Origin of the sequence: Streptomyces sp. NPDC048248, from assembly GCF_043201875.1 — a bacterium.
In the GTDB taxonomy this organism is placed as follows: domain Bacteria; phylum Actinomycetota; class Actinomycetes; order Streptomycetales; family Streptomycetaceae; genus Streptomyces.
In genome coordinates this window covers 405,703-425,622 of record NZ_JBICZL010000005.1, presented here as the reverse complement: position 1 = coordinate 425,622, position 19,920 = coordinate 405,703, and the positions used below count along the sequence as shown (strand labels likewise).

The window sequence follows — 19,920 nt, the reverse complement described above, 5'->3', positions numbered from 1 at the left end:
CGGAGACCTGGGCCTTGTTTGTTGTCTAGACCGCGCTAGGCGTCGCGCACCAGATCCGCACCAGAAGGCCCCTGGGCTGGCTTGCTGCGGGCGGCCCGCACGAGGTCGTCCAGCCCGCTCGCCACTTCCTGTTGCCGCTCAAGATCCGAATGCTGGTAGATGAGTGCCGCCTTCTCCGAGGACTGACCGGCACGGACCATCGTGTCTTTGAGGGTGGCGCCAGATCGGGTCGCCAGGGTGTGACCGGTGTGACGAAGGTCGTAGAAGCGAAAGCCCTCCGGCATGCCGACGAGCGCCCGGGCCTTGCGCCACTTCCGCCCGAAGGTGGACCGCCGGAACGGCTTGCCCTTCTCCCCCACGAACAGCAGTCCGGCCGGCCCCTTCTCCGCGTACCAGTCGAGGTGACGTCGGAGGTCGGTCCTGAGGAAGGCCGGCAGGACCACAAGCCGCTTGCCCGCGTCCGACTTGGTGTCCCCAGGGGCACGACGACCGGTCGTCAGCTCGGGGGCGGCCATGCGGACACGGACGGTCATCGCGTCCAGGTCCACGTCCTTGCGGCGCAGCTCAGCCTGTTCCTCCGGTCGCATGGGGCCGTACGCGCCGAGGAAGACCATCAGCCGCCAGCGAGGCCCGAGGGCGTTGGCGAGCGCGTCGACCTGAGCGACGGTGGCGATCTGACGTTCGGCGGACGACTCCTTGCCGGCGCCCCTGATGCGGCAGGGGTTGCGCCGGATCAGCTCGTCGTCGACCGCGGTTTCCATGATGGCCTTGAGCAGTCGGTAGGACTTGGCCACGGTCGTGGCGGCTCCGGTGGTCGACAGCCGTTCGGTTCGCCAGGTGCGGACGCGGGGCGCGGTGATCTCGTCCAGGTCCAGGCCCTCGAAGGTGGGCAGGATGTGCAGTCGCAGAAGTCGGCGGTAGAGCTCGTCCGTGGTGGCGGCGAGACCACGCTCATCCACCCACTGGAGTGCGTACTCCTTGAAGTTCACCGCTCCGGCATCCGGGTCCTGCCAGTTCCCGCGCGTGAGATCGGCCTCGATCTGTGAGAGCCAGACCTCGGCGTCCTTCTTTGTCTCGAAGGTCTCAGGTGCGCGGAACTCTTGGCCATCCGGCCCCTGGTAGCTCGCGGTCCAGCGGCCGGACCGGTACTGACGCACCGAGCCGAAGCGCCGTCGGGTGCCTTTCGCGTTCCCCATCAGGCGGCCCTCCCGAGACGTGAGCGGCGGCGGATGGGCTGAACGGTGTGCCCCTCGATGTACGCCGTCAGGGCGCTCTCCTTGATGCGTACGTGGCTGCCGACCTTGACGAAGGCGATTCGGCGCTCGGCGATGAGGCGGCGCGGGAAGCGTGCGGTGGTGCCGAGGCGTTCGGCGGCCTGGTCGACCGTGAGCAGGGAGTCGGTCACGATCGCTCTCCTTCCTTGGCAAGGACTTCCCGGGCGGTTTCGCGGTTGGTCTGAATGTCGTGGGCGATGGTGGCGGCCAGGGCGGCTTCACCGGGGGTGTGGCCATGGCCGGCGTACTGCCAGTCGGTCAGGACGAGGACGGTGTCCGGCTGCGTGGGTTCGAGGCCGAGGGCTTCGCGTTCCTGGGCGGCGCGGAAGTCGGCACGTGCCGCACGGAGCTCGCCGAGGGTGGTCGAGTAGCGGCGGGACTTGGAGGAGAAGTGGCCGCGGAAGCCGAGCATGTGGGCCCAGGCCCAGAGGCGGCGGTCCGGGTAGAGCGGGTCCAGGGTCTTGCATGCGGTGATCAGGCGGCGGGTGTGTTCGGGGATCTGGTGGCGGTCCAGCTCGGTGAGTTCGCCGATGCGGCGGTCCAGGCTGCCTGTGGTCTCGGCGGCCTTGGTCGCGTACTTCGCCACGTAGGAGGCCACCGCCTGTTCGGTGATGTCGGAGCCGTCGCCGAACGCCTTGACCGGCCGCACGTCCAGCTGCGTGCCCCAGCGGAAGGTCCGGGTGGGCTGGTCTCCGGCGGCCGGTGCCGTAACTGAGGTGTAGGAGTGCGTGGCTGCGGCGTGGATCGCATCGGTCAGGAGGTCGGCGCTGGCCCAGTAGGGCGGGGGTGTTCCGGGGCCGTCCCGTCCGTCGATGCGAATCACCGCATGAAAGTGGAGGGCGCCGCGTTTCTGGAACTCGGCGACCTTGCCGAAGGAGAGGCGGGCCGATTCCTTGAGGTCGCGTTGGGTGAGGCCGGCGCGGGCGGCCAGTTCGCGGCGGAGGCGGGTGGTGAAGCGCTGCCAGAGATCGCCGGCGTGGTTGTTGAACAGGACGGCGGCGGCGTAGTCGTACGTCTCGGGGTCGAGGGCGGTGCCGAGCGCCGGATCCTCCGTGGGGTGCTGTGTGCCGCAGCGGCAGATGCCTTGGTCGGGCCGGTTGTGGACGGGGCCGAAGGATGGCGCGGTGAGGGTGGCGAAGACGCGGGGATGGTCTCGGACGGTGGCGGGGATGTCGCGGTGGTCGTCTCCGGCCAGGCCGGCGCGGATGAGGCGGTAGGTGTCCCCGGCGTACGTCCAAGCGCAGGCGGGGCAGCGCGAGGCGCGGCGGTTGCCGCAGGCGAGACGGAGCCGGCCGCCGGGCTCGGACGCGGTCGAGTAGCGGTGCAGGGTCTCGCCCGACGTGCGGTCCTTGGTGAGGGTCCAGCCGGTGAGGTGGATCGGGTTGGAGCAGCCGCCGGTGCGGTGGATCTGGTCTGCCCAGCGGTCGTAGTCGGGGGCCGAGGCCACCCTCAGCAGGTCGCCGAGGGTGGTTGGGTCGAGGAGCGTGTCAGGCAGTGGCGACCTCCCGCGTGTGCGGGTCTGGTCGGTCATGATGGGGCTTCCTTCCGGATCTGTGGTTCGGACAGGAGCACGGCTCCCGGGCGGCGGAGACTTGGCGGTTGAGGCCGCCCGGGGGCCGGTCAGTGGTGCGTGCGCTGGGAGGTGAGCAGCGAGCGGAGGACGACGGCGCAGACGGCGACGGATACGCCGGTGATGGCGACCGCGAGGAGCATCGAGACCAGGACGGTGCCGACGACCAGGACGACGGCTGTGCCGCCGCCGACGAGGGCGAGGGCCGTACCGGGCGTGAGTTGGGCGGCCGAGCGGGTCGAGGGCTGAGCGACCGGGGCGGGTGGAGGGGTGTGCCGCACGATGGTGGTCGGTTCGGCGACGGACGGGATGACGAGTCCGGTGGGCGTCGGGTTGGTCGGGATCTTGGGGCGGAACATGGTGGATCTCCCTTCCGTGGGCGTTACTTGACGGCGGTGTCGATGGCGGGGGCCAGGAGGCTGTCGGCGAGGAGGTAGCCGCCCAGCAGGAGTACGGCCACGAGCCACCAGGGCGGGCGGATGAGCTTGATGCCGAGGTATCCGACGGCGATCAGAGCGAGCCAGAGCGGGACGTCCATGGGTTCTCCTCAGTCGTTCAGCGGGCGGTGCAGCGGTGGGTGCGTGCGGCGAGTTGGGCGGCCGAGCGGCTGGAGAAGTCGGCGGACCAGCCGCAGCGGTCGGCGGTGCAGACGGCGGCGTGCTTGGTGCGGCCGTAGTGGTCGCGGTAGGTGCCGATCTGGACGGGGCCGAGTCGCATGACGGAGTGGAAGTGGTCGCGGGCGGGCATGGCGTTTCTCCTTGCTGGTCAGGTGAATTGGGCGGCGATGGAGTCGGCGAGCTGGGGCGGGACGCCGAGGCGGGCCCGCAGGGTGTCGGCGTCGATCGGGTCTCCGGTCCGGGCACGGTGCTCGTCGGCGACCTTGCGGGCCTGGGCGATGAGCGCGGCCGGGACGGGCGCTGGGGCGGGTGCCGACCGGGGCGGTTCGGTGGGCGGTTCAGCCGCGGGGAGTTCGGCGGCGTCCAGCTCGGGCGGACTGGTCAGAGGCTCAGCGGTTGCGACCGGAGCCGGTTCGGGAGTGGGAGCCGAGGTCACTTCGGCCGGCGGAGCCGGTTCGGTGGCTTCGGCCGCACCCTGCGTATGGGCCAGCAGAGTCTCGCCTAGGAAGGCGAGTGCGGGCCATCCGGCGATGCCGAAGCGGAGCCAGGCGGGCGGGTGTTGGAGGTCGAGGAATCCGGCGGTCGCGACGTTGGCGCCGAGTGAGGCCATCAGGGCGATCACGAACCAGCACCAGGCGAGGCGGGACGGGCCGTCGTTGCGGAGTCGCCGCCAGGCCGCGACCAGCAGCAGGTCCACGCTGATGGGGTAGGCCCACGCCTTCCAGCCGTCTTGTCCGGCAGCGGCGGCCAGGTCGTGGAGGTGGGCGAAGGAGAGCGCTCCGGCGATGACGGCTTGTACTAGGACGGCGTCCGGGCGGATGCGTCGCATGACTGTTCTCCTTCCGGGATTTCCGGGATCCGGCATGGCGGGGGTAGGGACCTGGCGCGTCGAGGTGGCGCCGACCTTGGAGCGGGAGGGTCAGGCAGTCGCGGTGGACGCCTTGGTGAGCCGTACGGCGCCGGAGGCCGACGGGGAGACGGCGGGCCGGAAGGCCGCGAGCGCGGGCAGGTCCGGCGTGCGGTCGGCGTACTTGCTGCAGAGGTTGACCGCTTCGCGCAGCGAGGTGTGCGGGGCGCGGATGCGAGACCAGCCGCCGGTCGAGTCACCGGCGACGGCGATACCGGGGGTGTCGGTGGGAATCTGGATGGCGGCCAGTACGGCGTCCGGGGAGATGTCGCCGAAGGCCATGTTGGCGCTGGTCTCGTCGTTGACGCGGTGCGCGGTTCGGCCGGTGAGCTGGGCCCGGAGCATGGTGATGCCGTTGCCGAGTTCGGAGCCGAAGCGTTGGCCGCAGATTTCCAGGTAGATGCCGGCGGCGCGGCCGAGCTGGGCGAGGCGGACGAGTGCGGTGATGATCCGGTCCCGTCGCTTCTCCTCCTCCTTCGAGGCGAAGAGCGCGAGTTCGGCCACCTCGTCCACCAGGACCACGACGGGCGTGGGACGCATGTCCTCGGCCAGATCCCAGATGTCGGCGGCGATCTCCGCGTCGGGGATGTTCACGCTGATGCGCTGTTGTTCTCGGATGAGTTGGTAGACGGACTCCATGTGTGAGACCAGGGCTTCGAGCAGATCGAGGGCGGTGTCCTGGTTGTCGGCGAGGGCGGAGAAGCGGCGAGCGAGCGGGAACAGCTCGACGCCTTGCTTGCAGTCGATGCCGACGAGCGCGACGTCTTGAGCGGCGAGGCCGGCGACAAGGTTGCGCTGGTAGACGGACTTGCCCGACTCGGTGGCCCCGAGCGTGAGCCCGTGCGGGACAGCCCGGTAATCGCGGTAGTGGACCGCTCCGTCCTCGCGCAGTGCGACGGGTATGCGCATCGGAGCGCGGTCGATCTTGGCGGGCATCTGCACGCGCTTGAGCACGTCGTAGCCCGTCATCCGCAGTTCGACGACGCCGGAGCGGATCTCCCGGGCGGTGACGCCGTACATCCCGAAGGAGTGCCGCAGCCGGTCGGTAGTAGCGGAGACATCGAACGCGTCCTGGCCGGGGCGGAGTTTGAGCCGTAGGACCAGCCCGGTGCGGGTCGGCCGGAGGCGCAGGATGCGCGGGGCGCGCGGCCCGGGGGTCGGACGGTTGGACATCCGGGAGAGTGCGAGCCGCCAGCGCGAGGGCGGGACCGTCAGGCCGCAGGCGTCCATGCCCGAGGCGTACCGGACAGAGACCCGCAGCGCGGCGAAGGTGACCCCGAAGGTCATCCAGTACCAGGCGGGGCGCCGCCACCGCAGTACGAGAGCGGTGGCGACGACCAGCAGCAGTACGACCGAGAGGCGGGCCATGATCAGGCCGCCTCAGCCTGCGAACCACCTGCAGCGAGGGAGGTGACCGCCACGGCGCGGAACGCGATGCCGTGCCGCTTCTGCCCGTTGAACTCGTTCTCCCACGGCCGGGCGATCAGGCCGGTCAGAGCCACCGGCGTGCCCATGCCCAGCTCATCCGAGATCCCGCTCTCGGGAACGGTGACGGACAGGATCTCCACCGCATCGTTGGCGGCGAACATCACGTCCACGGTCATCAGCTTCGCCCCGGTCTCGACGTCCAGGGCGACCTCACCGGTACGGCGGTCCTTGATCTTGGTCTGCGGCTGCTTCGCGACCATCACGGTCGCGGCGGAGGTGTCGACGGGAATCTGACGCACTACGGATCACTCCTATATAGATGCTGGACTCCGTCACTCATGTACATGAGTGACATGAAGAAGAGTGTCTGACTCCTGTACATGAGTCAACCCGCCGCGACAAAGAAGTCGGGGCGGGTTGAGGAGAGTTGAGCGGGCGTCAGTCCGTGGCGGGGATGCGGTAGCTGAAAACGAACTGGTCAGCAGCCATGAGGGTGTCGCAGACCTCCACCACGCGGCCCTCCGTCGTCAGCGCCTCACGGACGAGATGCACGACGGCAGCACCCGGGCTGAGCGCCAGCTCGGACGCTTCGGCCTTGGTCGCCGACCGGGCCTGCAAGGTCTCGACGAACTCGGCGAACTCATGCCCGTGGTCTTCGAGTCGGGCGTAGATGCCGCCACCGCCGGGGTTCTCGGCGAACAGCTCGGGGATGTCCTTCACGACGTCCCACGGCAGGTACGAGCTGGCCGTCTCGACCGGAGTGCCGTTACGGAAGTACAGCCGGCGGCGGACGAGGACCTGAGTGCCGAGCTCGACCCCGAGGCGATCGGCCACGTCCTCCGGGACCTCCATGGGGCCGATGTACAGCACGCTGACCTTGGCCGTGGCACCCGACTGCGCGGACTCCGCCAGATACGCAGCCTTGCCACCCTGCCGGTGCGAGCGTCGGAAGCGGTCGGAGGAACGGTGCCGTACCGGCGGTCGGTCCTTCACGATCGAGCCCTTGCCGTGGCGGGTCTCCACCAGGCCGCTCGCACGAACCTCCACCATCGCCTTACGGATCGTGCCGCCCGAAACGCCGTAGCGCTCGACCAGCTCGGATTCACTCGGCACCATCTCGCCGGGCTTGAGGACCCCAGCCCTGATCTGCTGCACGATGTCGTCGGCGATCTGCACGTATCGAGGTACGGCCCTGCCCCCTCCTACCGCGGTTCCCATAGCTCTCCCCATCCTCCTATGCTCATGTACATGAGTAACAGCGCCTCGGAAGCCCAGTCAACGCCACTGCATTCCGTGTCCGTGGCCGGAGTGGTGGTCCGCGAGGACGGCAAGCTTCTGACGATTCGGCGGGCCGACAACGGCGCTTGGGAACTCCCGGGCGGGGTGCTCGAACTCGAAGAGACCCCGGAGGCCGGCGTACAGCGCGAGGTCTGGGAAGAGACGGGCATCCACGTCGAGGTGGACGAGCTCACCGGCGTCTACAAGAACACGACACGAGGCATCGTGGCCCTGGTCTTCCGCTGCAAGCCGGTCGGCGGCGAGGAACGCACCTCAAGCGAGTCCACGGCGGTCACCTGGCTCACGCCCGACGAGGTAGCGGAGTGCATGCCCGAAGTATTCGCGATCCGGCTCCTGGACGCCCTCGATGGCGCAGGACCTCACGTGCGAAGCCATGACGGCAAGCGGCTGACGCCGACGCGATAGAACTTTCTCTACTTCATCAAGGCGGCTCGCTCCGCTCCCCGCGCGCGGCCCGGCTCCCGGCCGGGCCTGCGCTCCTGTCTCCGCCCCGCTCCAGCCCGGCCGGCGCCCGTGCCGCGCACTGAGCAATCAGCTGCCGGAGGTCAGAGAAGGGGTACGTCGCGGCTGGGGCGGTCGGCTCCACGGCTTTAGGCAGCCACTTTGGGGCGAGCCTCTAAGATCATGGCCCCAACGTCGTGCTTTACCGGGCAGGTCCACAGACTGCCCGACGCGCCATCAGCTTACGAGGCCATGATCACTCGCCCCAAATCAGCTCCAGCCCAAAGCCGCTCCGCCGACCTTCGGTGAGGTCACTTGACGAGATAGTCCTCGCTGGCCAAATACCGGTTCCAGGAGTCGACGAAGTGCGACGAGAAATCGCTCACACTAGCCACATAATATTCAATCTCTCTGATGGACCTCCCCGCCTGCTGGAAAATCTCGTGATACGGAAGATTGCCGTGAGCTAGGTCGTTTCTAGCCATGGCCATCTTCTGAAGAGAACCCGGCCAACCAGGATTAGGGAAAGGGTCTCCAGGGAGCTGATATATCTTCCATAGGCGATAGAAGTGCTCAGGCTTTAGCGTCTTCCCGTCCAATGGCGGTTGAGGGTGACTTTTCTCAATGGGAAACTTCGCAACCTCACTGCACGATTCCAGCGTCGTCGTAAATGATCGACGCTCCCACATTTTTGTCTGGTCCTGGAGCGATCGCAAGCTCTCGAATGCCGTATGGGCAACGACTTGACGCATGCTGGGAATCAGCTGGAGCGTCTGAATGCCAGCAGCATTCAGCTCCTCATGCGTGCGCTGCACGCTAGTCTTGATGAGTGACTCAAGCTCGGCCATAGTGCAAACAATGGCGAGCGCTCGGGCGTCTCTGCTAGCAGAGGACCAAACCTTGCTATCCGTTTGGGAAGTTTGAGTAAAGGCCAGAAATACCTTCAGCTCACCAGTGCGCTTCAGGAAGCGCCCTAGATGGTCGAGGATTTCTTTCCTCAATCCATCATGCTTGACCACTGAAGAGTTCCTTCGCCCGAGTCAGCCTGCGTTCCAACATTGAGCGACTATTACTGCCACCACCACTCGAATTGCGCAGCTCGGCGTCCTCGATCCAGTCTCCTTCAGGCACAACAGGCTGTTGCCCAGATTTGAAGATGTCGGCGACCCCCACAAGACACGCTTCAAACTGCACCAGCGGTGTCGTGGTGGTGCCCGAGCGCAGATAAGGCCCCCCACAAACTTCATGCAAGAAAGCCGCAGATTTCTCGAAGACCTCCCGCTCCTGAACGTAGTCGAAGCTCTTCTGCGAAGCACCCATCACCGTGTTCAGGAAGCGCTCAACCTTGCCATCGAAGACGTCACGATGGTTCTTGTAGGCAAAGAATTTCAGGACCTGCTCCGCCTGCGTACCATCTTCCTGACTTCCTTGCTTGAGTTTGAGGAGTGCATCGAAGTCAGAATTCTGTGCGAGCTCTTCAATGAATACGTTAAACTCACCTCGATAAACGCAGGCACGCACCTCCTGAGGTGTCAGTCGAATGCCACCACGATTGAGGCGTTCGAAAACGTCGAAGCGCACTTCCAGATTACTTTTATCAGTGAGGGCTACCATCTGCAAGGGCTGTCGCCCAAAGAACACCTTAAGGTTCTTCGGGAGCGTAGAATAGGTGACACCGTTCAACTGGGTCAGCTTTTCCAAGCCAGTCAAAACCAGTGGGGTTTTCCTGTTCACCCGCGCTGCTTCGTCAGCATCGGACGATAGAAAGTGAGCGAGAGACGACAGCCGCTGAAGCCCGTCGACAACTTCCCACTGGAATCCCACATTTGTGGCAACGAAGATGGGTGGAACCGGCAGCCCAAGGAAGACGGACTCGATGAATAGCGATGAAGCCTGAGCGTTCCACCGAAACATGCGCTGGTAAGCGGGAGCCACATTGAGCTCCTCTTCAGACATCATGCGCACTAGCTCACGGACAGAAAAATCATGAGAGGCGACGTCTACTTTTCGACGCTCCTCATCCAACTGTGCCAGAAAGGCATCTGCGAGTTCCTCAGGCATTCTTACCCCACCCTTTGGGTTACTTGTGATGCTATGCCTTGCAGAGCGTGACGACGGTTTCCGCCACTTCTGACTTCTTGTACTTCCGAGCAGCCTTATTCAATGAGGTCAGAGTTCGCCGCACGGGGTAGGGGTCCGAGCCACTGAAGGTCCAGCCCCGCAGTACGGCTTCCTCGATACACATGTCTGCCAGTCTTACCGGGACGTCTTTGTAGTACGAATCCTGAACGACGAGATGCAGAAGCCCCCCACGCTTAGCCACTCGGGTTACTTCATCCAAACCCTGCAAAAGGTCGCGCAGGTACTGGACCGCCTGTTTCCGATAATAGCCACTGGATGCTTTACTTGCGTGACTCGAGATCTCGGAAATCAAGGACTGGGCAATGGAGCCCATCTCAAAGTCAATCGGCGCATCGCCCCTAATGAGGGTAGTTCCCATCAGTGCCGATCGCAGTGAGCGGTCTTTCGAAATGTCAACGCCCAGCAAGGCTAGCTCACGGGTGTAAGCGACGGCATAATCGATTCGGGTCAAGTAGGGCGGTGACGTCAATACCAAGTCGATCGACTCTGCCGGCAAAGGGAGAGCGCTGCTATTAGCTGTGGCGAGCTGAAACTTGCCTTTCGCCACTGCGGGTGACTCGCGAATTCGGGATGCGAGAAATTCCTGCTCACAGCTAATAGCGGAGTCAAAATCTGATGCGCCTATCGAGATAAGCTCACCTTCCGACTTTGCCCTCTTTACCCACGTTGGGTTGCTTCCTTCGAAACTCCTCGTCAAAGCTCGTACAGTACGAAACAGCGCCACGTATGACAATGAAGCTTCACCAGAAGGCAAGGATGGAAGATGATTCGCCCACTCTCTGATGCGAGAGATAGATTTCTGATCGAACCACGCTGCCAGTGGGTCATCCTTCGCCGATGTCCCGCTTTTCGGGACAGTTGCAGGGGAAGTCAGGCAAGGGCTCTGTTCATATGAAGAAAGACGCAGACGCGCCACGATATTTGCCACAGGATTTCGGTCAACGCCGATCGCCTCATAGCCCTCATGCTGCGCAGCCAGGGTAGTGGTTCCACTACCGTTCCACGGGTCCAGAACGACCGCACCGGCCGGCAACTGCTGCGAGGCAACGAGAGAGCGCGCCCAGTCATAAGAGAACCCGGCGTAGTAAGGAAAAACGTCAGCCAGACCAGACGTATCTTCTGTCGGCCTCTTTGGCGACAGCGCTGATCGCCCTCGGCTACGGTCAAGGGCAGCCACGCCGGGCAACTCCGGCTGAGCGGCGCGTTGGCTGGTAGCGGTCGCGATCTTCTTCACTGTCCCTCGATGGAGTTCGGCTGACGCGATCAAGATACTAGCGTAGTCAGGCGCATATACCACAGCTGGACTTAGTACCGCAATTACACGTTGCAGCACCTCGTCACCGTGGCTGAGGGGGAGGTGCAGCTCCGACACCGCGAACCCCCGACGCCGCGGTCCTTCGGGCGCAGGCGGACCCTGAACCTTCGAGTGCAAGGTCGTCCAAGAGTGCATGCAATATTGGTTGAAAAGTGACGTACTGACCAACCCGAAGGTCCTCCGGATAAGCGGACCACTCGTGGACGGATGGATTGCCTCAGGCTGGCTGCGGACGGCTGACCAGGAGGGACATCGCCAGGGGCACGGCCCTCCGGAGCCGTTACCCGACCGCACCTTCCGTTGGCTCCCTGCCGATCACCCATACATGGATGAGGCCGCGATCCGCCGAGTAGGGTCACAGCCCGCTATGGGGGAGGGAACGTTGGACCTCAGCGAGGTTGAGAAGGCCATTGACAATGGCTAAGGCTATGCGGCCATCAGCGTCAAGACGCTTCGTAACGCTGTGGGCAGCCCGAGCGAAGAAGAACGTCGTAGCCGAGATCTCTGCTGGCCTCCGGGCAGCTGGTTTCGGTCATGCACCATTTGAGATACCGAAGCGCCAAGATCGGATGGTTCTCGTATACCGCCTCGGCACTGGCAGGGGTGCTGCGCTGATGGCAATGGTGGAAGCAGCCCACGGTGATGGCGAGCAAGCGAACAGCGCCGCGTGGCTCCTAAGCACCATGCTGCCGTTGCTCGACGACCGGTAGGACCTCGCGCATCTTCTGATATCCACGGCTGACATCAACGAGGCCAGAGAGCGGCACACTCGCCCCTGGGCAACCCGTCGTACGAGCCAACGACGGCACTCGGGGAAGTCGAGCATCGCCCGCGAGCTTCTGGGCATCCTGGACGACGGCGTCTTCTTCCACATGGCGGTCGACGGCTTCAACGCGATGCGCAGCAAGCGGGAGCTCGGGGCGGAGGAGCTCGAGGCTGCGCTGCGGCGGACCAGGATGGGCTTTCACCGCTCGATCGCGGCCATGACCAAGGCGGGCAACGACATCGTGGTCGACCATGTGCTGAGCGAGCCTTGGCGGCTGCTCGACTGCCTGACGGTACTGCGGCCCGAGGGCGTGCTGTTCGTCGGCGTCCGCTGTCCGCTGAACGAACTGGCCCGCCGCGAGCTGGCCCGGGGTGACCGCCCATCGGGCCTTGCGGCGCACCAGTACGACCTAGTCCACGGCCACGGCGACTACGACCTGGAATGCGATGCCACAGCACGGCAAGCCCACACGAATGCGCCCAGCGGATCAAGAAGTACCTCCCGCACCGCACCAGCCCCACCGCCTTCACCCGCCACCGGCGACGCTACCTGACGGACGGCCAGGAACCGTTGGCGGTGTGAGCACGCCTGCTCGGCCGTTTCGGTCTCCTCGTGGCCAGGTACCGGAGCCCCGAACCTGATCCGCATGCGCAAGAGCCTGCGCGCGAAGATCTACATCTACGGCTGGAGTACTAGGCTCAGGCGCCCAATCGAAGAACAGTGGCTGCTGTCTCTGGGTCGCAGAAGAGGAGCCCCAGAAACTGCGGCTCCCCTGCCGCTACTTAGGTCGCTGTTAGTCGACGGCCGTCGCTGGCAGTTGAGGCACCTTGTCGCCCCCCTCGCCCGCGGGAGGATCTGTTGGCGGTAGACGGTGACCGCGGCTGATCGCTACCCGGCGCACGTCGCGCAATGCGCCGGCCAGGTCCATCACCAGCAGTCGTAGCTCGTTCGGCCGGTTCCGCCAGTCACTGAGCACCTCGCTCGCGTGCTTCCCGAGCTCGGCTGCGGCTTCCAGTTGCAGCGCTTCGGTGGTGTCAGCCAGACGGGACAGGTAGCTGCCGCTGTTCTCGGTGCTCAGATAGCAAGGCTGACCGTCCGACCCCGACCACGGGAGGAGCCGCAGCTCATTGTTCTGGATCGTCATTTTCCGCTCGTCCCCTCATGGGTCACGTGGTTGGTGATGAAGAGTGCGTCGGTTCGGTCGCCTGGGAGCACCAGGAGCGCGGCCTCGACCACGCGGCCCGTGCGATCGGCTGCCACGCGCGTGATTGCGAGCACTGCCAAGGCTGAGCTGATGCGAAGGGCCGTCGCCTTCTCTGGAGTCGGAGGGCGAGCGGTGACTCGTTCTCGGACCTCGGCCAGCGGCGGGCGGAGCTCTGCCAGCTTCGCCTCAACGCCCTCGTAGCAGCGCGATTCGGCAGGAACGTCGGCCGGCGCGAGCTCGTGAGGTACATAGATACGAGCGAGGCTGTGCGGCGACTTGCCCTGGTGGCTGAGGCAGAGGAATTCGGTGATTGGACTGCTTGCCGATACGCCCAGCAGGCTGATCAGTTGACCGTGCGCCTGGATCCGGCCCGACGAGATCTTGTCTCGGATGTCATCGGCGATGACATGGCGTCGAGAGGGCATGGGGCGCATCACCACCTTCTCAGCGTTCGTAGGGCTACGAGCCGAGTCCGGGAGTGCATGGTGAGCAGCTCACCCGACTCGAACCACAGGCGCTTTGCCCCGCCGGGAAGCTGGAGAAGGTCGGTGACGCGGCACGGGTGACCACCGATCTGGATGACGTCGCCGCGCTGCACGCTGGCAGATGTGATCTCGACAGGGGCGATCGCTGCACCGCTCTGCGCCCGGCCCGTCACTGGAGGCCGTCCGTTCGGACAGGGGCCTCAACCACCGCGTGGCAGGAGCAACTGCACGCCTCGTAGACCACAGGGATGCCGATCGGTGCAGCCGCGGGCGAGGAGTGCGCGCACTCGCCGTGGCTACCGATCCGGCAGGCGGTCGACTGGTAGATAGCGGCCTTCAGGTGGGGCAGGCACACGAGGCTGTTGACGAGGCGGCATCAAAGGGCCTCCGCCGTCGCGGACCAGTTGTGCGCCGAGGGGCCGCAGGGCGCGCCCGCCGGTCGGAGGGGCATCGGGGAATGGTGGCGCCGGCTCCTCGGGGCGCACCGCTCCTCGGTCTGCGAGACGGTGTGGCAGATAGGGTTGAACACGCTGATCAGCTCCTATCGCTGATTGCCAGGCCCCCGGACGTCGCCCGTCGCGGGGGCCGCTGTGCGTACGGCGGCCCATAAGGTGCGGCCGTTCAAGCTGTTGGCGAGGAGCCCGAATCGGTCGGCCTCCGCCACTACTTCCAGGACCTCCCGCCATGACTCGGCGGAGAGCGAGTCCGGTACCTCCGCTTCGATTGACGTGAGTTGGGCGTGCTGTTCCACCCGTGGGGTGAGTCCGACGGCGGACAGCCGGGCTGCGATGCCTTCGGCTCTGGGTTCCGAAGCGGGCACAAGGCAGCCTCCGTCGTCGAGCGATCACCTGGAGTAAAGCTAGTTAACTAGATTAGAGCTAGTGGACTAGATTTTCCATATGCCTGAGCAGCCGCCGTATATCCGCATCGCTGACGAGCTCCGGCGACGGGTCGCGGAGCATGAGTGGACGCCGGGAGACCGGCTCCCGTCGCGCGCCCAGATCGCCCAGGAATGCGGCGTCGGTGAGAACGTCGTTCGTCGCGCTCAGGAGCTGCTGATCTCTCAGGGAGTGCTGGAGGGTCGCGCAGGGTCCGGCACGTACGTCGCTGCTCCTCGCCAGCGCGTGCGCGTGGTTCGTTCCTCGGCACGCGAGCAGCCCAGCGGCAGCCCGTTCCGCGCGGACATGAAGGCCGTGGGGAAGCTGGGCGATTGGGAGAGCCGGACCGAGGCGAAGGTGCCGGCACCGGCTGAGATCGCGTCGCGGCTCGGTATCGACGAGGGCGACTTGTGCGTCCGCACCGTGTACGAGTTCCTCGCCGACGGGAAGCCGGTGCAGCTGTCGACGAGCTGGGAGCCGTACGACCTCACCGCCGGCACGCTCATCGTCCTCCCGGAAGGCGGGCCGCACGCCGGGGCAGGCGTCGTGAACCGCATGGCCGAGATCGGCATCACGGTCAGCCACGCAGTCGAGCAGCCGGAGCCGCGGCAAGCGAATGCCGAGGAGGCATCACTCCTCGGCATCCAGAAGGCCGGCCTCGTCACGCACATCCGGCGGACGTACTACAGCGACGAGGGGCGGCCGGTCGAGACCGCGGACATCGTCGTACCCGCCGCGCTATGCGAGATCGTCTACGAGATCCCCATCGGGCGTTAGCGGGACCGGGCGCTCGCAGTGGCGATTTGGCCGCACGACTAGCGCACCAGAAGTGCACCAGTCGCAGCGGAGAACCGCGGTCAATGGCGGTTCGATCCGAGGGTTTCTCGGCAGTGCCCCGTCGAGCCGTTTCACCTGGTCAGCGCCCATAAGTGCGCCAAACCGCCCGTGATTCCCAAGCTCAGAGCGCGGGTTCGATTCCCGTCACCCGCTCCATAGTTGAGGCCCAGGTCATGGACCCGGGCCTTTCTTGTTGTCCGCGCCGGTTCAGGGGTTTCGCACCCGGATCCGCACCAGAGGGCTTCTGATGCGCCTTCTCGCGGGCGGCTCGTGGCAAGGTCGCCCGGCCCGTTCGCTGCTTCCTGTTGGCGCTCAGGATTCGAACCGCTGTTTCGGCGCAGTGCGTCCGCGCGCTCATACCTCGCTGTTAAGCTCCGTCTCCCGCCTCGGTCGAGGTGGTTGAGGGGCCCCACACCCACGGACTGGTTTCGTCGAGCCGCAGCGGCGGGTCGGGTGTTCTGGGAGGCCTCTTTGAGACGTCATGTCGTTCTGTCCGTCCGCAGGCTGCGCCGCCGGGGTGTCGCCCTGGCCGCTGTGGTGGCCGTCGTTGCGGGGGGCACGACGGTGAGCGGTGCGAGTGCCGTCGATTCGCCGTTGCCACTGCGGACGGACGAGGTCTGGGGCATCGACTTCGCGGGTGGCACGCTGAGCACCGTGGAACGCAGTGCGTCCGGCGACGGTTACGTGATGACGCGGAAGATCGCACCGGACGGATCCACGGCGTCCGCCCGGGTGCCCATGGCGTACGCGGACCGGTACGCCGACGGGGACCACATCAAGCGGGTGCCGTGCGATGCGGGCTCCTGTGTTCCGCTCGTCGGCTCCGGCACGGGCGGCGTCGGAGTGGTTTTCGTGGACGACGGGCAGGAACGGGTCCAGGTCAGGACCGGGCCCGACGCCCTGCAAAGCTTCGGTGAACCCGCCGTCACCGGGGCGCGGTTGGTGGACATGACCGGCCGCTACGTCGCGTACGAGGCGCAGTCGACCGGCAAGCTGTACGTCGACGATGTCGAGAAGTACCGCTCGACCGATGTGCGGATGACCCGTTCGCGTTCCGCGGCCTCCGTGTGGGGCACCCAGTTGTGGAGTGCGGGCACCACCGCGGGCGCCGTCACCGTGACGGACCTCGAACAGAAGAAGGTCGTCGAGACCCTTGCCACGGGCGCGCCCTGCGCGATCAAGGAGCTCCAGGCCGTGGGGCGCTGGGTGTACTGGAGCTGCGGCTCGGCAGGCGCGGCGGGCGTCTACGACCGCACGGCGAAGAAGAGCTTCGCGGTCCCGTCCGGGCCCGCCATGGCCGGCGACGGTTACCTCGTGCGCCATGACAGGACCGCGGGCAAGCTGCTGCTCACCGACTTCCACACCGGAGCGAGCGCCGCGCCCCGGGTAATCGCGGAGCTGCCGGCCGGCACCACCGCCGACCAGCGCAGGCTGACCTGGGCGGTCGACAAGTTCGGTGGGGACATCGCCTACGTCAGCCCCGAAGCGGCCGTGCACGTCGTGCCCAGCGGGGTCCCTTCGCAGCCGCTGGCGAAGATCGAGTCCGAGGTGGATGACGAGGCCATGGACGTCGAAGACTCCCCGTGGGCCGCCACATGGCAGTTCAGCAAGCCGGTGACGTGGACCTTCACGGTCAAGGACGAGGCGGGCCGGACGGTGCGCAGGCTTGCGGGAAGCGCGAGCACGGAGGCGGACGTCCTTTGGGACGGGAGGACCGACGCGGGGACGTACGCCTACAACGGGATGTACAGCTGGGCGCTGACCGCAACGGCTTCCGAGGGGCCGGGCACGTACGGCGCCGGCGGGAAGGTCGGGATGAGTGGTGGCCGCCAGGGACACCACGATCAGGGCGGCCACCGCTACGGCGAACTCGTCACGCTCAACGCGTCGGGTGGCCTGACCCTGCACTTCACGGAGGGCAAGGGTGTCCTCAACTGGAAGCGTTCCGGCTCCGGTTGGCCGGCCGGTTCGACGGCCGTTCCGTTCGGTGACATGGGCAGCGACCGCTGTGCCGAGATGCTCGTACGGATGCCGGGCGGGGAACTGCGCCGGTACGCGGGGAAGTGCGGCAGCGCCTACACACCGGCCGGCAGTCACGCATCGCTGGGGACCGGGTGGAACGCGTACAACGTACTGACCGCTCCCGGTGACCTGACCGGGGACGGCCGCACCGATCTGCTCGCCCGCAAGGCATCGACCGGCGACCTCTACCTCTTCGCCAACAACGGGAACGGCACACTGGCGAGCGGACGGAAGATCCGCTCGGCGTGGACGTCCTACTCGCACATCGTGGGCGTCGGTGATCTCAACGGGGACGGCTTCGGTGACGTCCTGGCCCGTTCGAAGACCGGCACGCTGTACCGGTACGACGGCACGGGAAGCGGCACGCTCCGGGACCGGGTGACGGTGTTCAGCGACTGGGGCCTGTCGTACAACGCGATCGTGGGCGTCGGCGACCTCACCTCTGACGGCAGGAACGACCTGGTCGTACGGGACACGGCCGGGAACCTCTACCGCAACGACGGCAAGGGCAACGGCTCCTTCACGTCCCGGACGAGGATCGCGACGGGCTGGCAGGGATACAAGGGCGTTTTCTGAGCCCGCCCCGCGTCTCCCTTCGCGCCGGTCAGCGTCCGCCGAGGGACCCCGCCCAGTGCTTCAGGCTCGTGTACCAGTGGCCGATCTGGTGTCGCATGCTCCCGCCGCCGGTCACCCAGTCGTGCAGCGGCGGGATGCTCCAGACGGCCAGACCCGCGAGGACGATCAGCACGACGAGTGCGAGCGATGCCTTGAGGAGGATGCGGCGGCGGGGGCGGTCGGCCTTCCCGGTACGTGCCGACGGACTTCGCGGATCAGCCGCGGCCTCGCGAGCCGGCTGGGCTGCTCCGCAGTGCGGGCACTTCGGCGGGCGGCCGGAGGAGGGGGCTTCCGCCGCGTCCTCGTCGCGCTCCTGCGGACGGCTCTCACGCGGCTCCGCCACGGCGCCTGCCCCGCCTGCCGTTGCGTCTCCGCCATGGGGCGCCCCGGTGACGACGGTGTCCGTACGCAGAGGCTGCATCGGGGCGCGAAGGAGGGTGGGCTGCGGGTCCGGGGGCAGGAGCGCGGCGGGATCGGCTGCCGACTCGGGCAGCAGGGCCGGTTCGTCGGTCTCCTCGGTGATCGCGCGCAGGGCACGGGCGAGGCTTGCGGCGCTGGGGCGTTCGAGGGGGTCCTTGCGCAGGCAGTGCTCGACGACGGTCCAGACGGGCTGGGGAAATCCCGCGGGGCGCTCGGGCTCCTCGCTCTGGTGGCGGTGGAGTATTTCCAGTGCGGTGCCGCCCTGGAATGGGGCCTGTCCCGCGATCAGTTCGTAAAGCAGGATTCCGGCGCTGTAGATGTCGACGGCGGAGGTCGGCTGGTGTCCCAGCGCGGACTCGGGTGCGATGTAGGAGGGTGTTCCGACGAATTCGTGGGTGCGGGTGAGACCGGGGGCGTCGGCCAGCCGAGCGATGCCGAAGTCCGTGAGCATCGGCCGTATGTCACCGGCGTCGTCCGCATCGGTGTCGGCGAGCATGATGTTCGCGGGCTTGAGGTCGCGGTGCAGGACGCCGTCGGCGTGGCTGGCGGCCAGGGCGTCCGCGATCCGTTCGGTGAGCCGGACCGCTCCGAGCGGTTCCATGGGGCCTTGTTCCCGCAGGTATCGGTGCAGGTCGGGGCCGTCGATGAAGTCCATGACCAGCGCGAGCAGGTCGCCTTCGACGACCAGGTCGCGGGTACGCACGATGTTGGCGTGGGTGAGGCGGCGGAGCGCGGAGTGTTCCTGGAGGAAGCGCAGCACCACGTCGGGGTCGCCGGCCAGCTCTTCCCTGAGCACCTTGATCGCGACGGTGGCGCCCGGCGCTTCGGTGTCGCTCGGCGCGTCCTGTGTGCCGGTGGGGCGGGCTCGCCACACCGTGCCGGAAGCGCCGCGCCCGAGCGGCTCTTCCAGCAGGTATTTGCTGCCTACCGGTCGCATATCGTCCGCTTCCTGGTCGTTGGAGGGGCGGGCGTCGCGGAGCGCCCGTGGGAGCCGGCCCTCACCGCGCCGTGAAGGCCGCTCCTGCTGGTCGGAGTTGTGCACAGCTCCGGTGCTTCGGCGGCTCTTTCCCGTAAGGGCGAGGCGGCCTGTGTCGCAGTCCTCACAGCGCGATGCCCGCTGCGCCGGACACCGGAACACCCACCGCAGCAGAGCTGGGCCGACAGCATGACATGCCTTCTACCTGCGACAAAATAGCCAGGGTTGTCCACCGGAGCTGCGTTCCGCTTCCGCCCCTTCCGCCTCGCCGCCCATGCGGCGGCTGCTGCCGACAGCTGTGTCCCACATGTATCAGGCGCTTAACTTGTTCAGACAGGTTGCGATGAGATATCGGCTGTCACAGCCCTGCAACAGCCCCCTGCCGGGTGCGGGTGCCGGTTTGAGGTCTCCGGCCCACGGCAAGGGGCGGCACCTCCGCCGCTCCGGAAGACCGCGTGGAGCGCTTCCGCCGGGCCTGGGCCGTGGTCTCCGCCCCAGCCGAATTTCCCGAAGCGGCCCCGGCCTGGCATCGCGGTAAAATGGGGATCGGGTAGGTGCACTCTCACGTGTCACCGCCCGGAAGGGCGACCCCGGCGCTGAATACGCCGGGGTCGTTGTCGTGTGCCCCCATATTCGCGTGCCGGCTCGCCTCGGGTCGATCACTCCGGCCGATGAATTCAGGCGCGAATTCCTGGCTTCGCGTCGGCCCGGCAAGCCGTTTCGG

General features: G+C 66.6%; 21 protein-coding genes and 1 pseudogene. 4 read left to right on the top strand and 18 right to left on the bottom strand.

Annotated elements, in window-relative coordinates:
• Positions 1-35: 35 nt before the first annotated feature.
• The 10 genes from ACGFZW_RS13280 to ACGFZW_RS13235 all read right to left on the bottom strand — a co-directional run bounded on the left by ACGFZW_RS13280 (position 36) and on the right by ACGFZW_RS13235 (position 7,014).
• The gene (locus ACGFZW_RS13280; protein WP_393893180.1) at positions 36-1,196 is read right to left on the bottom strand and encodes a tyrosine-type recombinase/integrase; all 1,161 of its coding nucleotides are present in this window, start codon (positions 1,194-1,196) and stop codon (positions 36-38) included.
• Positions 1,196-1,405, bottom strand: coding sequence for an excisionase family DNA-binding protein (locus ACGFZW_RS13275; RefSeq protein ID WP_328688585.1), 210 nt, complete (start codon positions 1,403-1,405; stop codon positions 1,196-1,198). Before ACGFZW_RS13275 ends, ACGFZW_RS13280 begins: the two co-directional genes overlap by 1 nt.
• Entirely contained in the window at positions 1,402-2,805 is a 1,404-nt protein-coding gene (gene repSA / locus ACGFZW_RS13270) for a replication initiator protein RepSA (RefSeq protein WP_393893179.1), read from the bottom strand. The genes ACGFZW_RS13275 and repSA overlap by 4 nt, the downstream gene beginning before the upstream one ends.
• Positions 2,806-2,894: 89 nt before the next feature.
• The gene (locus tag ACGFZW_RS13265; protein WP_393893178.1) at positions 2,895-3,203 is read right to left on the bottom strand and encodes a SpdD-like protein; all 309 of its coding nucleotides are present in this window, start codon (positions 3,201-3,203) and stop codon (positions 2,895-2,897) included.
• A 23-nt stretch (positions 3,204-3,226) separates the two neighbouring features.
• Positions 3,227-3,382 carry a hypothetical protein gene (locus ACGFZW_RS13260; protein WP_328688590.1) on the bottom strand — a complete coding sequence of 52 codons (156 nt, stop codon included), beginning with the start codon at positions 3,380-3,382 and terminating at the stop codon, positions 3,227-3,229.
• A gap of 17 nt (positions 3,383-3,399) precedes the next feature.
• On the bottom strand, positions 3,400-3,591 hold the full coding sequence (locus ACGFZW_RS13255) for a mobile element transfer protein (protein ID WP_393893177.1): 192 nt from the start codon (positions 3,589-3,591) through the stop codon (positions 3,400-3,402).
• A gap of 18 nt (positions 3,592-3,609) precedes the next feature.
• Positions 3,610-4,290, bottom strand: coding sequence for a DUF2637 domain-containing protein (locus ACGFZW_RS13250; RefSeq protein ID WP_393893176.1), 681 nt, complete (start codon positions 4,288-4,290; stop codon positions 3,610-3,612).
• A 90-nt stretch (positions 4,291-4,380) separates the two neighbouring features.
• Positions 4,381-5,736, bottom strand: coding sequence for an FtsK/SpoIIIE domain-containing protein (locus tag ACGFZW_RS13245; protein ID WP_393893175.1), 1,356 nt, complete (start codon positions 5,734-5,736; stop codon positions 4,381-4,383).
• A 2-nt stretch (positions 5,737-5,738) separates the two neighbouring features.
• Complete coding sequence (locus ACGFZW_RS13240; RefSeq protein WP_393893174.1) at positions 5,739-6,095, bottom strand: hypothetical protein; 357 nt, start codon at positions 6,093-6,095, stop codon at positions 5,739-5,741.
• Between the two features lie 139 nt (positions 6,096-6,234).
• A complete protein-coding gene (locus tag ACGFZW_RS13235) occupies positions 6,235-7,014 on the bottom strand; it encodes a GntR family transcriptional regulator (protein WP_393893173.1) in 780 nt (259 codons plus the stop codon).
• Between the two features lie 18 nt (positions 7,015-7,032).
• Here ACGFZW_RS13235 and ACGFZW_RS13230 point away from each other — a divergent pair, with 18 nt between their 5' ends.
• Complete coding sequence (locus ACGFZW_RS13230; RefSeq protein WP_393893172.1) at positions 7,033-7,500, top strand: NUDIX hydrolase; 468 nt, start codon at positions 7,033-7,035, stop codon at positions 7,498-7,500.
• 347 nt (positions 7,501-7,847) lie between these two features.
• Here ACGFZW_RS13230 and ACGFZW_RS13225 read toward each other — a convergent pair whose 3' ends face one another.
• The 3 genes from ACGFZW_RS13225 to ACGFZW_RS13215 are packed head-to-tail and all read right to left on the bottom strand — an operon-like array spanning position 7,848 to position 10,912.
• Positions 7,848-8,555 carry a HEPN domain-containing protein gene (locus ACGFZW_RS13225; RefSeq protein ID WP_393893171.1) on the bottom strand — a complete coding sequence of 236 codons (708 nt, stop codon included), beginning with the start codon at positions 8,553-8,555 and terminating at the stop codon, positions 7,848-7,850.
• Positions 8,542-9,597, bottom strand: a complete 1,056-nt coding sequence (locus ACGFZW_RS13220; RefSeq protein ID WP_393893170.1) for a DUF262 domain-containing protein — start codon at positions 9,595-9,597, stop codon at positions 8,542-8,544. Before ACGFZW_RS13220 ends, ACGFZW_RS13225 begins: the two co-directional genes overlap by 14 nt.
• 31 nt (positions 9,598-9,628) lie before the next feature.
• The gene (locus ACGFZW_RS13215) at positions 9,629-10,912 is read right to left on the bottom strand and encodes a DNA methyltransferase (protein ID WP_393893169.1); all 1,284 of its coding nucleotides are present in this window, start codon (positions 10,910-10,912) and stop codon (positions 9,629-9,631) included.
• 905 nt (positions 10,913-11,817) lie between these two features.
• On the opposite strand from ACGFZW_RS13215, the pseudogene ACGFZW_RS13210 reads away from it, so the two are divergent.
• Positions 11,818-12,341: pseudogene (locus ACGFZW_RS13210) on the top strand (chloramphenicol phosphotransferase CPT family protein).
• A 211-nt stretch (positions 12,342-12,552) separates the two neighbouring features.
• Here ACGFZW_RS13210 and ACGFZW_RS13205 read toward each other — a convergent pair.
• From ACGFZW_RS13205 to ACGFZW_RS13190, 4 genes are all read right to left on the bottom strand, one after another.
• A complete protein-coding gene (locus ACGFZW_RS13205) occupies positions 12,553-12,903 on the bottom strand; it encodes a hypothetical protein (RefSeq protein WP_393893168.1) in 351 nt (116 codons plus the stop codon).
• On the bottom strand, positions 12,900-13,397 hold the full coding sequence (locus tag ACGFZW_RS13200) for a UTRA domain-containing protein (protein WP_393893284.1): 498 nt from the start codon (positions 13,395-13,397) through the stop codon (positions 12,900-12,902). Before ACGFZW_RS13200 ends, ACGFZW_RS13205 begins: the two co-directional genes overlap by 4 nt.
• On the bottom strand, positions 13,397-13,621 hold the full coding sequence (locus ACGFZW_RS13195) for a hypothetical protein (protein WP_393893167.1): 225 nt from the start codon (positions 13,619-13,621) through the stop codon (positions 13,397-13,399). The genes ACGFZW_RS13200 and ACGFZW_RS13195 overlap by 1 nt, the downstream gene beginning before the upstream one ends.
• Positions 13,622-13,989: 368 nt before the next feature.
• Positions 13,990-14,268: a hypothetical protein gene (locus ACGFZW_RS13190; protein ID WP_393893166.1), complete on the bottom strand. Its 279-nt coding sequence runs from the start codon at positions 14,266-14,268 to the stop codon at positions 13,990-13,992.
• Positions 14,269-14,347: 79 nt separating this feature from the next.
• Between ACGFZW_RS13190 and ACGFZW_RS13185 the strand changes: the two genes are divergently transcribed.
• Together ACGFZW_RS13185 and ACGFZW_RS13180 are read left to right on the top strand one after the other, a co-directional pair.
• On the top strand, positions 14,348-15,103 hold the full coding sequence (locus ACGFZW_RS13185) for a GntR family transcriptional regulator (protein ID WP_393893165.1): 756 nt from the start codon (positions 14,348-14,350) through the stop codon (positions 15,101-15,103).
• Between the two features lie 531 nt (positions 15,104-15,634).
• Positions 15,635-17,761 carry an FG-GAP-like repeat-containing protein gene (locus ACGFZW_RS13180; protein WP_393893164.1) on the top strand — a complete coding sequence of 709 codons (2,127 nt, stop codon included), beginning with the start codon at positions 15,635-15,637 and terminating at the stop codon, positions 17,759-17,761.
• Between the two features lie 28 nt (positions 17,762-17,789).
• On the opposite strand, the gene ACGFZW_RS13175 is transcribed toward ACGFZW_RS13180, so the two are convergent.
• A complete protein-coding gene (locus ACGFZW_RS13175; RefSeq protein ID WP_393893163.1) occupies positions 17,790-19,262 on the bottom strand; it encodes a serine/threonine-protein kinase in 1,473 nt (490 codons plus the stop codon).
• Positions 19,263-19,920: the final 658 nt, after the last annotated feature.

Excerpts from the sequence above, each read along its gene's own strand:
- ACGFZW_RS13280 (WP_393893180.1), bottom strand. The coding sequence starts at position 1,196 with ATGGGGAACGCGAAAGGCACCCGACGGCGCTTCGGCTCGGTGCGTCAG.
- repSA (WP_393893179.1), bottom strand. The coding sequence starts at position 2,805 with ATGACCGACCAGACCCGCACACGCGGGAGGTCGCCACTGCCTGACACG.
- ACGFZW_RS13265 (WP_393893178.1), bottom strand. The coding sequence starts at position 3,203 with ATGTTCCGCCCCAAGATCCCGACCAACCCGACGCCCACCGGACTCGTC.
- ACGFZW_RS13260 (WP_328688590.1), bottom strand. The coding sequence starts at position 3,382 with ATGGACGTCCCGCTCTGGCTCGCTCTGATCGCCGTCGGATACCTCGGC.
- ACGFZW_RS13255 (WP_393893177.1), bottom strand. The coding sequence starts at position 3,591 with ATGCCCGCCCGCGACCACTTCCACTCCGTCATGCGACTCGGCCCCGTC.
- ACGFZW_RS13250 (WP_393893176.1), bottom strand. The coding sequence starts at position 4,290 with ATGCGACGCATCCGCCCGGACGCCGTCCTAGTACAAGCCGTCATCGCC.
- ACGFZW_RS13245 (WP_393893175.1), bottom strand. The coding sequence starts at position 5,736 with ATGGCCCGCCTCTCGGTCGTACTGCTGCTGGTCGTCGCCACCGCTCTC.
- ACGFZW_RS13235 (WP_393893173.1), bottom strand. The coding sequence starts at position 7,014 with ATGGGAACCGCGGTAGGAGGGGGCAGGGCCGTACCTCGATACGTGCAG.
- ACGFZW_RS13230 (WP_393893172.1), top strand. The coding sequence starts at position 7,033 with ATGCTCATGTACATGAGTAACAGCGCCTCGGAAGCCCAGTCAACGCCA.
- ACGFZW_RS13220 (WP_393893170.1), bottom strand. The coding sequence starts at position 9,597 with ATGCCTGAGGAACTCGCAGATGCCTTTCTGGCACAGTTGGATGAGGAG.
- ACGFZW_RS13205 (WP_393893168.1), bottom strand. The coding sequence starts at position 12,903 with ATGACGATCCAGAACAATGAGCTGCGGCTCCTCCCGTGGTCGGGGTCG.
- ACGFZW_RS13200 (WP_393893284.1), bottom strand. The coding sequence starts at position 13,397 with ATGCGCCCCATGCCCTCTCGACGCCATGTCATCGCCGATGACATCCGA.
- ACGFZW_RS13185 (WP_393893165.1), top strand. The coding sequence starts at position 14,348 with ATGCCTGAGCAGCCGCCGTATATCCGCATCGCTGACGAGCTCCGGCGA.